The 12047-nt window shown below is 72.2% G+C and carries 11 protein-coding genes; 7 read left to right on the top strand and 4 right to left on the bottom strand.

Annotation, left to right across the window (positions count from 1 at the left end; translation table 11 throughout):
* Positions 1-10 precede the first annotated feature (10 nt).
* Entirely contained in the window at positions 11-1495 is a 1485-nt protein-coding gene (locus ACZ561_RS00185; RefSeq protein ID WP_470987608.1) for an aldehyde dehydrogenase, read from the bottom strand.
* 290 nt (positions 1496-1785) lie between these two features.
* On the opposite strand from ACZ561_RS00185, the gene ACZ561_RS00180 reads away from it, so the two are divergent.
* From ACZ561_RS00180 to ACZ561_RS00160, 5 genes are all read left to right on the top strand, one after another.
* Entirely contained in the window at positions 1786-3150 is a 1365-nt protein-coding gene (locus tag ACZ561_RS00180) for an MFS transporter (RefSeq protein WP_470987606.1), read from the top strand.
* Positions 3151-3248: 98 nt separating this feature from the next.
* Positions 3249-3788, top strand: a complete 540-nt coding sequence (locus ACZ561_RS00175) for a MarR family winged helix-turn-helix transcriptional regulator (RefSeq protein ID WP_376432523.1) — start codon at positions 3249-3251, stop codon at positions 3786-3788.
* A gap of 53 nt (positions 3789-3841) precedes the next feature.
* On the top strand, positions 3842-4210 hold the full coding sequence (locus ACZ561_RS00170) for a DUF6193 family natural product biosynthesis protein (RefSeq protein ID WP_470987604.1): 369 nt from the start codon (positions 3842-3844) through the stop codon (positions 4208-4210).
* A gap of 232 nt (positions 4211-4442) precedes the next feature.
* Positions 4443-6824 (top strand): alpha-N-acetylglucosaminidase, encoded by a 2382-nt coding sequence (locus ACZ561_RS00165; protein ID WP_470987601.1) that lies wholly within the window; start codon positions 4443-4445, stop codon positions 6822-6824.
* A gap of 42 nt (positions 6825-6866) precedes the next feature.
* A complete protein-coding gene (locus tag ACZ561_RS00160) occupies positions 6867-7283 on the top strand; it encodes a Rieske (2Fe-2S) protein (RefSeq protein ID WP_470987599.1) in 417 nt (138 codons plus the stop codon).
* Here ACZ561_RS00160 and ACZ561_RS00155 read toward each other — a convergent pair.
* A complete protein-coding gene (locus ACZ561_RS00155) occupies positions 7270-7929 on the bottom strand; it encodes a cysteine hydrolase family protein (protein WP_470987597.1) in 660 nt (219 codons plus the stop codon). The two genes, ACZ561_RS00160 and ACZ561_RS00155, sit on opposite strands and share 14 nt — an antisense overlap.
* Before the next feature lie 111 nt (positions 7930-8040).
* On the opposite strand from ACZ561_RS00155, the gene ACZ561_RS00150 reads away from it, so the two are divergent.
* Positions 8041-8508: a pyridoxamine 5'-phosphate oxidase family protein gene (locus tag ACZ561_RS00150; protein WP_470987593.1), complete on the top strand. Its 468-nt coding sequence runs from the start codon at positions 8041-8043 to the stop codon at positions 8506-8508.
* A gap of 130 nt (positions 8509-8638) precedes the next feature.
* Here ACZ561_RS00150 and ACZ561_RS00145 read toward each other — a convergent pair whose 3' ends face one another.
* Positions 8639-9544: a LysR family transcriptional regulator gene (locus tag ACZ561_RS00145; RefSeq protein WP_470987591.1), complete on the bottom strand. Its 906-nt coding sequence runs from the start codon at positions 9542-9544 to the stop codon at positions 8639-8641.
* Positions 9545-9618: 74 nt separating this feature from the next.
* Between ACZ561_RS00145 and ACZ561_RS00140 the strand changes: the two genes are divergently transcribed.
* Positions 9619-10611: a DMT family transporter gene (locus ACZ561_RS00140; protein ID WP_470987588.1), complete on the top strand. Its 993-nt coding sequence runs from the start codon at positions 9619-9621 to the stop codon at positions 10609-10611.
* 81 nt (positions 10612-10692) lie between these two features.
* Here the strand turns inward: ACZ561_RS00140 and ACZ561_RS00135 are convergent, their stop codons facing one another.
* The gene (locus ACZ561_RS00135; protein WP_470987586.1) at positions 10693-12024 is read right to left on the bottom strand and encodes an aminotransferase class I/II-fold pyridoxal phosphate-dependent enzyme; all 1332 of its coding nucleotides are present in this window, start codon (positions 12022-12024) and stop codon (positions 10693-10695) included.
* Positions 12025-12047: the final 23 nt, after the last annotated feature.

Here is a 12047-nt window from a genome sequence, read left to right as displayed (position 1 = left end):
GCGTGCCGGGTCAGTTGGCCCAGGGCAGGGGAAGGTCGGAGGTGCCCCAGTACAGGGACTTCTGTCGCTGGTAGGCGCGGATCGCGTCCCGGCCCTTCTCCGTACCGAGGCCGCTGTCCTTCCATCCGCTGAACGGCGTGGAGGCGCTGAACTGCTTGTACGTGTTGATCCAGACGGTGCCGGCCTCGATCCGGCGAGCGATCCGCCAGGCGGCGCGCAGGTCACGGGTCCAGATGCCGCAGGCCAGTCCGTAGACGGAGTCGTTGGCCTGGCGGACCAGGTCGTCCTCGTCGTCGTAGGGCAGGGCGACGAGGACCGGGCCGAAGATCTCCTCCTGGCAGGTGCGGGAGGTGTTGGCGAGGCCGTCCAGGACGGTCGGGAGGTAGTACGCGCCGTCCTGGTACCGCTCCCCCTGGGGTGCCGAGCCGCCGCACAGCACGCGCGCCCCTTCGGAGCGGGCGAGGTCGACGTAGGCGGCGACGGAGTCACGGTGGCGGTGGTGCACCAGGGGGCCGACCTGGGTGGCCGGATCGGTGCCGGGGCCGACGCGCAGCTTGCGTACCCGCTCGACGAGCTCGCCGACGAAGGTGTCGTAGATCTCGCGTGCCACGAAGAGCCGCGAGCCGGCGATGCAGGACTGGCCGCTGGACGAGAAGATCCCGAACAGCACTCCGGCCAGGGCCTGCTCGATGTCGGCGTCAACGCGCACGATGGTCGGCGACTTGCCGCCCAGTTCCAGCGAGGCGGGGACGAGCTTCTCACCGGCGATCGCGGCGATGGACCGGCCGGTCTCGGTGCCTCCGGTGAAGCCGATCCGGGCGACGAGAGGGTGGCGTACGAGGGCGTCGCCGACGATCCTCCCGCTGCCGGGCAGCACCGAAAGGAGTGCGGCAGGCAGGCCGAACTCGTCGAGCGCCCGGGTGATCAGCCGCCCGAGGGCGAGGGAGACCAGGGGGGTCCAGGCGGCGGGCTTGAGGAGGACGGCGTTGCCGGCGGCGAGCGCGGGGGCGATCTTCTGCGCGTCGCTGGCGACCGGGGAGTTCCACGGGTTGATCGCGCCGACCACTCCGATCGGCTCGTACACGCTCATGGTGACGTACGGGCCGCGGGACGGCGTGACCGCGTCCTCGGCCGTCTCCAGGGCGGCGGCCATGTACCGGAACGTGCCCGCCGCACTGAGCGCCAGGGCCCGGGTCTCGGTGAGCGTCTTGCCGGTGTCGGCGGTCTGCACGGCGGCGAGCTCGGGCGCCGCTTCTTCGGTCAGCTCGGCGATCCGGTGCAGCAGCCGGGCGCGCTCGTGGGCGAGCATGTCCCGCCAGGCGGGGTCCGCCACCGCTTCCGCCGCGGCTTCGGCCGCTTCGGCGACCTCGGCGGCGGAGGCGGAGTGCACGGTGGCGAGCACGCGTCCGGTCGCCGGATCGACGGTGTCGACGGGCTCGCCGGCACCGCGTCGCCACTGGCCCGCGATCAGGATGTCGGTGGGAAGGAGCGGCACGGGTGGACCTCCGGGCGGGCGGCGGAAGGGGAGTTGGCTCCGGGCACGGACGGAGTCCGGCGCGATCCTGGTCGGAATCGTCGAAGCACTAGAAATCTAAGCGCTTAACTATTTCTCGACAAGCCCCCGAGTCGAGATCGTTGCCGAATCGGCCTTGAGCACGGCCTTCACGGAGCCGATGATGGCTACCGGGCCCGCGAGACAGAAATCTCTAGGCGCTTAACCATTGACCGCTTAGATATGGCCCCCTACTGTCTCGGCAACTCCCCTGCCCGCGGAAGGACCCCTCCATGACGACTGTGGCCGGCAAGCAGGCCATCGGCTCGATAGCCGCGCGACTTGAACGACTTCCGCACTCCCGGTGGCACGTCAAGGTCCGGTTCCTGATCGGCGCCGTCACCTTCTTCGAGGCGTTCGATCAGCTGCTGGCCGCGTCCGCGTTGCCCGTGCTGATGAAGGAGTGGCACCTGACCACCGGGCAGGCCACCCTCGCGGTGACCTCCGCCTCCATCGGGATGCTGCTCGGCGCCCTCGCGGCCGGCTGGCTGGGCGACCGGATCGGCCGCGTCCGCACCGTCGCCCTGGGCGTCGGTGTCACCGGTCTCGCCAGCCTCGCCGTCGCGTTCTCCGGCAGCATCGAGACGTTCTCGCTCTTCCGGTTCGTCCAGGGACTCGGCATCGGCGGAGTCGTGCCCGTCGCCGCGACCTACATCAACGAGATCGCCCGCTCCGACAAGCGGGGCCGGTTCGTCCTGCTGTACGAGATGATCTTCCCCGCCGGACTCGCGGCGGCCACGCTGGTGGCCGTATGGGTGGTCCCCCAGTTCGGCTGGCGCGCGATGTTCCTCATCGGCACCATCCCGGTGCTGCTCGCCGCCGCACTCCCCCGCCAGGTCGCCGAGTCCCCGCGCTGGCTGCTGGCCCGCGGACGCACCCAGGAGGCGGAGGAGGTCATCGCGCGCATCGAGGCGGAGGTGGCCCGTTCCACCGCCGAGGCGCTGCCCGCTCCCGCCGCGAACCTGACCGACGAGACGTCCCACGGCCGGCTTGGCGACCTGTTCCGGGGACGCTACCTCCGACGGACGATGGTCCTCTCGGGTCTGTGGTTCGTCGCCTACTACGTCAACCACGGCATCTCCACCTGGCTGCCCTCGCTCTACACGAAGACGTTCGGCCTGGACCTGACCACCGCGCTCGTCTACACGCTGCTCAGCAATGTGACCGGCCTGCTCGGCACCCTCATCGTCGCGCTCCTGATCGACCGCATCGGCCGCAGGCCCGCCCTGATGGGCGCGCTCGTCGGCACCATGCTCTCGCTGGGTGTGCTCGCCCTGGCCGGCGCGACCTCGGGCGGCCAGGTGGCGGTCTTCGCCTCCTGCACGACCTTCTTCCTCTACGCGGTCAACGCGGGGCTCTACCTGTACTCGCCCGAGCTGTATCCCACCTCCAACCGAGCCAAGGGCGCCGCGTTCGGTGGCGTGTGGAACCGGCTCGGCGTCATCCTCGGCCCCGTGACCGTCGGCGCGATCATCGGAGCGGGCGGCAGCCTGACCCTCGTCTTCCTGCAGCTCGCGGTGGTGGCCGCGGTGGGCGTGGCCATCGCCTGCTTCGCCGTCGAGACCAAGGGACGGACGCTGGAGGAGCTCAACGCCTGAGGCGTCCGGCAGAGCGGCTGCCTCGCACTTTCACCTCAGCGCTAAGATTCTCAGCGCTGAGGTGAAGGCGGGGGACGACGCCGGACGAGGGGAAGAGCATGGCTGTATCGAAGCCGTCGGACCGCGACGCCGTCGCGCGGGTGATCGAGGACTGGGCGCGGGAGAGGCCGGAGCTGGACACCAGCCCGCTGGAGGTCCTCGCCCGCCTCCACCGTTCCTTCCTGCGCTACAGCACCCGACTCACGGCGTCGATCGAGCGTCATGGCCTGTCCGTGGCCGGCTTCGACGTCCTCACCGCACTGCGCCGGGCGGGGCATCCGCACCGGCTGACCGCGGGCCAGCTCGCCGACTCCGGTCTGGTGTCCTCGGCCGGTGTGACCCTGCGCATCGACCGCCTGGAGAAGGACGGCCTCATCGTCCGCGAACGGGACGCCGACGACCGCCGGGTCGTCTACTCCCGCCTCACCGACAAGGGCCTCGCCACGGTGGACACCGTGTTCGCCGAGCATCTCGACAACGAGCGCCGGATGCTCGGCGGACTCTCACCCTCCGAACGCCGCCAGCTCGCACGACTGCTGCGCAAGCTGGAGGAGTCGATCATCGGCTCCGACGAGGAGCCGACGGACACGACGGCGTAAGGGAATCGTTCTTCCGCCGCTCGATCCGCCGAGTGCCCCTACGGTGAAGCCCTATGACGCATGTGACTGATCACGATCACCCGGCCGACCTCGTGGCCGCGGCGTGGCGCCACTACCTCGAGGAGACCCAGGATCTGGTCGACCCGGCCATGGCCCGCGCCGCGTACGCACAACCTCGCCTGCGGGGACTCTTCCCCGGGGTCAGCCACGGTGTCATGTACTTCAGCCGCTGCACCGGCCTGCCCGCCGCCCGCGTCGGGGGGCAGGTGTACACCTTCGCCCCGGGGCAGTACTGGGTCCGGGGCCCCGAAGGGGGGAACATCGGCGAGACCGACTCGCTCGAAGCGGCCTTCGAACTGGTCGTCCGTACCCTGCCCGACGACTGCGGTGCCGCTGTCCCCGGAACGGCCAAGGACCTGTGACCGGCGGCGAGACGACCGGAACCGCGGACGATCTGTGACGAAACCCATGGCCATCGCCTCGCCCGCTGTGCCGCCGGCGAGGTCCGGGAACCGTGCGGCTGGATGGCTGCGCCGTCCCGTGCACCCGCAAGGATGAGCGCCGCGGTGTCCTCGGCTCCGCCTGCGCCCGCGGCGACACCGGTCGGCGGACAGTGATCGCACCATTCGTCGATCACTCCGAGCAGGGAGCCAGATGGGCACCGACCTGGTCCTTCGATGCCGGCGGACGCTGGCCGCACTCGCGCTGACCGCGACCGGCACCCTACTGGTGCCGGCGCCCACCCCCTCCATGGCTGCCGATCATGCGTCCACCCGCTCCCCGGCCTCTGCACGCGCGGATTCCGCGAGCGCGCCCGCGCGCGTCCCCGCCGCCCCCAACCCCGCGAACGCCCCAGCCGCCGTCGACCGCGCGAACGCCCCAGCCATCGCCCCCGCCTTCGACCCGGCGCCCGCCCGGGCGAGCCTGGAGCGGCTGCTGTCCTCCCGGGCCGCCCAGTTCACCTTGCTGGCGGTCGAGCGGCCCGCCTCCGGCGACTTCTTCTCGGTGTCCGGGACGCCCGGAGCGATCCGTGTGCAGGGCACCTCGCCGGCCACACTGCTCACCGGGGTGGGCTGGTATCTGGAGCGGGTCGCCGGTGTCGACATCGGGTGGCCCGGGGACAGCCTGGGCCGACTGCCCGCGACGCTCCCCGCGGTCCCCGGCACTGTCACCCGCTCGGCGAGCGTGCCGCACCGCTACGCCCTGAACGACACCGACGAGGGCTACTCCGGCGCCTACCGCGACTTCGCCTCGTACCGGCACCAGATCGACCTGATGGCCCTGCACGGCGTGAACGAGGTCTTCGTCCCGACGGGAGCCGAGTACCCCTACTACCGGGCGCTCCAGCAGTTCGGTTACAGCGCGGCCGAGTTGCGCGCGTGGATCCCGGGCCCGGCCCATCAGGCCTGGTGGCTGCTGCAGAACGTGTCGGGCTTCGCGGGCCCGGTCTCCACGCAGCTCATCGAGGCCCGCGCGGCGCTGGGACGCCGGATCGCGGGCCATCTGCGCTCGCTGGGGATGACCCCGGTGCTGCCGGGCTTCTTCGGCACCGTGCCGCCGGGCTTCGCCGCCCGGAACCCGGGTGCGGTCACCGTCCCGCAGGGCAGGTGGGTGGGATTCGACCGCCCCGACTGGCTGGACCCCACCGGACCCGTCTTCGACCGGCTGGCCGCCGCCTACTACCGCTTCCAGGAGCGGCAGTTCGGCGCCAGCGACATGTTCAAGATGGATCTGCTGCACGAGGGCGGCACCCCGGGACCGGTCGACGTCCCGAGCGCGGCCGGCGCCGTCCAACGGGCCCTGGAGGCCGCCCATCCCGGCGCCACCTGGGTCATGCTCGGCTGGCAGGCGAACCCGACCACGACCCTCCTGAGCGGCGTGGACCGCAGTCGGGTGCTGATCGTCGACGGACTCTCCGACCGCTACGACGGCCTCGACCGCGAGAAGCAGTGGGGCGGTACTCCGTACGCCTTCGGTTCGATCCCCAACTTCGGCGGACACACCAGCCTCGGCGCCAACACCGGCGCGTGGGTGAGCCGTTTCCACGCGTGGCTGGCCGAGCCGGACAGCGCGCTGCGCGGCATCGCCTACCTCCCGGAGGGCACCGGCGGGAACCCCGCCGCCTTCGATCTGTTCACCGAACTGGCCTGGCAGCCGGAACCGATCGACCAGCAGGCCTGGTTCGCCTCATACGCCGCCCGGCGCTACGGCGGTGCCGACCCGCACGCGGCCGCCGCTTGGGAGCAGCTGCGCCTCGGCCCGTACGGCGCACGTACCGGTACGTGGAGCGAGCCGCAGGACAGTCTGTTCGCCGCGCGCCCGAGTCTGACGACGACCAGGGCGGCCCGATGGAGCCCGACCGCCATGCGCTACTCCGCCGCCACGGTGGAGCGGGCGCTCGCGGAGCTGCTCCAGGTGGCTCCCGAGCTGCGGACCACGGACGCGTACCGCTTCGACCTCGTCGACGTGGCGCGGCAGGCGCTGACCAACCGCGGCCGCGTCCTGCTGCCGCGTATCAAGGCGGCGTACGACGCGAAGGATCTGGAGGGCTTCCGGGCGCTGGTGGGCGAGTGGAACGCCGACGAGGAGCTGCTCGGGCGGCTGGTCGGCTCTGATCGTCGGTTCCTGCTCGGTCCATGGCTCGCCGACGCCCGCTCCTGGGGCGCCGACCCCGCCGAGCGCGATCGGCTGGAGTACGACGCCCGCTCGATCCTCACCACGTGGGGCGACCGGGTGCCGAGTGAGACGGGCGGTCTGCACGACTATGCCAACCGGGAGTGGGCGGGGCTGGTCCAGGACGTCTACGCGCCGCGCTGGGCGGCGTACTTCGCGAGCCTCGACACCGCGCTGGTGAACGGCACCGCTCCCGTCGCCATCGACTGGTTCGCGCGTGACGACGCCTGGGCGCGCGGACACCGGTCCTATCCGACGGTTCCGGCCGGTGACCCCGTCGCTCTGGCGGGCGAGGTGCGGGCCGCGCTGGCAATGCCGTCCAACGCTGAACGTTTCGGGGCGCTCGCGCGTACTGACTCCTGACAGGGTGATCGCCTCGATGTGATCGAAAGGCAAGGGGAGCACATGAGTGGAGTGGCACGCCGGACGGTGGTCTCGGCAGCGGGCGGCGCGGGTCTGGTGGCCGTACTCACCGCCTGCGGTGCGGACGGCGACTCGGGCGGCGGCGGCGCGGCGGGCGTCGCGAAGGAGCCGGGCGCGCCCTTGGCGAAGACCGCGGACATCCCGGTGGGCGGCGGCAAGGTGCTGGACGGTCAGGGGGTGGTGATCACCCAGCCTACGGCCGGTGAGTTCAAGGCGTTCTCGTCCAAGTGCACCCATCAGGGCTGTGCGGTGAGCAAGGTCGCCGACGGGGTCATCACCTGCCCGTGCCACCAGAGCCTGTTCGACGCCTCGGACGGCAGCGTGAAGGGCGGTCCCGCCACGTCCCCGCTGCCGCCGACGCCGATCAAGGTCGACGGGGACTCGATCACGCTCGCGTGACCCGCCGGGGGCTCTTCCAGCAGCCCAGCACCTCTTCGGTGGTGGCGATGGTGGAGACGAGCGCGAGCGTGTGACGGATCATCGCGGGGGTGTAGTCGGCCGGCACCCCCGCGATGGCGTCTCCGGGTACGACCACGGTGTAGCCGAGGTTGACCGCGTCGAAGACGGCGTTGGGGATGGCCACGTTGGCGGAGACGCCGGTGACGACGAGCGTGCGGCAGCCGAGGTTGCGCAGCACCGGGTCGACGTCGGTCCCGGCGAGGGGCGAGAGGCCGTGCAGCCGTCGTACGACCAGGTCCTGGTCCGCGACCTGGATCGGCTCGGCGACCTTTACCGCCGTGCTGCCGCTGTGCTGCTGTACGGGGAGTCGGGCGGCGGCCCGGAACAGCCGGGCGTTGCTGTTGGCGCCGCGTCCGTCCGGCCGGCGCTCGGCGACCGCGTGCAGCACCTGCACATCGGCCTCGTGAGCGGCGGCGACGAGCCGGGCGACGTTCTGGAGCACGCCCGACGCGCGTGCGGCGGCGGCGAGTTCGGGCAGCGCGCTGTTCCGGCCCACGACGCCCTCCTGGCACTCGACGGTGAGCAGCACCGTGCCGGCGGGGTCGAGCTGCTCCTGGAGCTGCGCCAAGTGATGTGTGCCGGCCATGGTCCCCCCTGCGTCGTCCTCCGGGCGGGCGAGGTTAGCCACCCTTGCCCCAGGAGGGAAGAGCCTCCATGATTTCTGACACTTCATCAGAATCTTAGAAGGGGGCGGGCGATGACCGTCACGCAGCGCCGAGGACGCCGGATCATGATGGCCCCGGCCGAGCTGGACACCTTCCTGACCGAGAAGCGCACCTGCCGCGTGGCGACCGTCTCGGCCGACGGCCGCCCGCATGTCGGCGCGCTCTGGTTCGTCTGGGACGGGACCTCGCTCTGGCTCTACTCGATCACCCGGAGCCGCCGCTGGGCGGAGCTGCGCGCCGACCCCCGGATCGCGGTGGTGGTGGACGACGGCGAGGAGTACGGGGAGCTGCGGGGCGCCGAGCTGTCGGGCACGGTGGTCTTCGTCGGCGAAGCCCCGCGCACCGGCGAACCGTGCCCCGAACTCGACGTCCCCGAACAGCTCTTCGCCGCGAAGAACTTCGGCCTGGCCACGATGCCGCACGACGGTCGGCACGCATGGCTGAAGCTGACGCCGGACGCGGTCGCGTCGTGGGACTTCCGCAAACTGGCGACGCTCTGAGGGCTTGACGGGTGGAGGGGGCGGCGCGCTCAAGCCCGTGGCACCATGCCGCTCGGACCCGCGCCCGCCTCCGGACACCGGACCGCTCGGCCGCGCCCGCCCGACCGGCTCCCCGCTGCCCTCGGTGTCGTCAGCTGCTCAGGGGCTCCCCCGCGCTCCGGAGCGCCTCGACCGCCGCCCGGATCGAGGGCCGCCGGTCGGCGTCACTGCGCCAGGTCGCGTAGATGTGCCGGCGCATCTTCTGCCGTACGGGGACGAACGCGATCCCCTCCGGGGTGGGGCCCCGCCCGAGCCGCGGCGTGACGCACACCCCGAATCCCGCGGCGACCAGCGCGAGCTGGGTGTGGTGCTCCGCCGCGAAGTGGGCGATGCGCGGCTCCATGCCCTGCGAGCGCAGGGTGAACAGCAGCCAGTCGTGGCAGAACTCGCCCTCCGGCCAGGAGACCCACTCCTCGTCACCGAAGTCCACGAGGTCCACCTCGTCGCGCGCGGCGAGCGGGTGGTGGGCCGGCATGGCGACATCCGCCGCGTCGTCGAGGAGGGGAGCCCGCTCCAGCCCGCCGGGCACGGGTGCCCGCTTGTTGCTCCAGTCGAGGACGATCGCGAGGTCGGCATCGCCCCGCAGCACCTCGCGGATGCTCTGCTCCGGCTCCAGCTCTGCGGTCCTCACCCGCAGCTCGGGATGGGCGCTGCGCAGCGCGACGAGGGCGGCGGGCAGCAGTCCCCGCGCGGCCGTGGGGAAGGCAGCGATCCGGACCTCGCCCACGACCTGTCCGCGCTGCGCCTCGATGTCGGCCTGCGCGACCTCGACCTGGGAGAGGATGCGCGCAGCGTGCTCGGCGAGGAGCAGCCCGGCGTCGGTGAGCCGCACGCCCCGGCCGTTCTTGGCGAGCAACTGCTGGCCGATCTCCCGCTCCAGCTTGGACAGCTGCTGCGAGACGGCCGAGGTGGTGACGTGCAGCCCGTCGGCGGCTCCGCTGACGGAGCCGTGCCGTGCGACGGCGTCCAGGGTCCGCAAGCGCTCCAGGTTCAACATGTAAGCAATGCTAAGGGAACGGATTCAATTAATCTCGCTTGTTCTACGAGATGGCAGCCCTCACTCTGGATCCCATGATGGTCGATTGGCGGATTCGCTTCGGTGTACTGGCCCTGATCTGGGGCTTCAGCTTCCTCTTCATCAAGGTCGGCACGGAGGGCTTCGCACCGTTCCAGGTGACCTTCGGCCGTCTCCTGTTCGGTACGGCGGTGCTGGCCGTCGCCATGCTGCTGAAGCGCGAGCGGCTGCCGCGCGGTCGCCGGACGTGGCTGCACCTGACGGTGGCCGCGTTCCTGCTGAACGCCCTGCCGTTCTCGCTGTTCTCGTACGCGGAGCTGACGATCCCCTCGACGCTGGCGGGCATCTGCAACGCCACGACACCGCTGTGGGGCATGCTCCTGTCGCTCGTGGCGCTCTCCGAGGACCGCCCGACGCGGGTGCGTGCGGCGGGTCTGGGCATCGGCTTCATCGGTGTACTGACGGTGCTCGGCGCCTGGCAGGGCTTCTCCGGTCTGGACGTCACGGGCACGATGCTCGCGCTGCTCGCCTCGTTCAGCTACGCGGTGGGCTGGATCTACGTCCGCCGCACACTGACCGGCACGGGCGCGTCGAACCTCTCCCTCGCCGGGTCCCAGGTGGGCCTGGCGACGCTGCAACTGGCGGTGGTGACACCCCTGTTCACGTCACTCCCGTCGTCGATCGAGATCGTTCCCCTGCTCGCGGTGATCGCCCTGGGAGCGCTGGGCACGGGGTACGCGATGCTGCTGCAGTACGGCGTGGTCGCGGAGGTCGGCCCGACGACGGCGGCCATGGTCACGTACTTCATCCCGGTCATCGCCACGGCGGCGGGCGTGGCCCTGCTGAACGAGCAGCTCAGCTGGAACACCCCGGTGGGCGCCGTCATCGTCCTGGCAGGCGCGGCCCTGACTCAGACGCGCCCCCGCACCCTCGCCCCCAGCCCCATCCACGCCTCCGCCACCCCACCCGAGCCCACCGCACCCGAGCCCACCGCACCCACGCCCGCGCCCGCTCCCGCGCCGACAGCGACGGCGACCCGGCACTCGTAGGGCGCCGCCATTCGGAAGGCACCGAGCGCGGCCCGAACCGACAGAGCTCGACCCCCGCCCCCGCCCCCGCCCCCGCCCCCGTCAGCCGTAACTCCGCGCCGGCGCCGGCCCCGCCGCCCCCGCGACCGCGTCGGCCAGGGCCTCGACGTCGGCGGGGGTCAGGCCGGAGACGGTCAGCCGGACGGCCGGGCCCGTGGCCAGACGGAAGCGGGCCCCCGGGGCCACCGCCCAGCCCGCGCCGAGCAGTCGGGTCACGGCGCCCGTCTCGTCCGAGACCGGTACCCATACGTTCATCCCGCTCCGCCCGTGCGCCTCGACGCCCCGCCGCCGCAACGCGCGCACGAGCCCGTCCCGCCGCTCCGCGTAGGAGCTTGCGACCGCCACCGGGTCCACCGCCCCCGTCGCCCACAGGTGCGCGACGGTGCGCTGGAGCAGCCTGCTGACCCAGCCGGGGCCGAGTCGCTGGCGCCCGAGGACCCGGTCGACGGTCTCCGCGTCGCCGGTGAAGGCGGCGATCCGCAGATCCGGCCCGTACGCCTTGGCCACCGAGCGCACGAAGGCCCAGTGGCGAGTCACCCCCGCCAGCGGATGCAGCGGCAGGTCGACGATCCCGTGACCGTGGTCGTCCTCGACGAGCAGCACGTCCGGATGGTCGGCGAGGATCCGGCGCAAGGCGGCGGCACGGGCCGCGCCGATGGCCGCACCGGTCGGGTTCTGCGCCCGGTCGGTGACGATCACCGCCCGAACGCCCTCCCGCAGCGCACCCTCCACCGCCGCCGGCAGCGGCCCCTCGTCGTCGACCGCGACCGGCACGGCCCGCAGCCCGAGGGCCGGCACGAGGTCGAGCAGGCTCCCCCACCCCGGGTCCTCGACGGCGACCGCGTCCCCCGCCCTGAGGTGGACGGCCAGCACCCGTTCTATGGCGTCGAGCGACCCGGAGGCGACCGCGACCGGCCCGTCGGGGACCCCGTCGGCGTCCAGCGCGGCCCGCGCGAGCCGGGAGAACCCTTCGTCGACAGGGCCCTCGGCGTACATCCCGGGCCGCTCGGCCTCACGCCGAGCCGCCTCGGCGAGCGCCTCGCCCAGCGACGGCAGCAGGGCCGGGTCCGGATTGCCCTTGCCCACGTCCCGTACGCCTGCGGGGGCCTCCACCCGGATCGACCCACGGGCCGTCGTCGCGGGCCTGGGCCTCACCCGACTGCCGCGTCGCCCGTCCGTCTCGATGACCCCCCGTTCCCGCAGGGTCCGGTACGCGGCCGCGACCGTGTTCGGGTTCACGCCGAGCGTGACCGCCAACTCCCTCATGGGCGGCAGCAGTTGGCCAGGCTCCAGCACCCCGTCCGCCACCCCGCGTTCGACGCTGGCAGCGATCTCCGATGCGCGTCGACCCTCGATCCGATACTCTCCTAGCACAAAAGACATTATGCACTAGTGCA

It is taken from the genome of Streptomyces sp. NPDC039609 (genome assembly GCF_055596705.1).
This window is presented reverse-complemented; position numbering and strand designations above follow the sequence as displayed.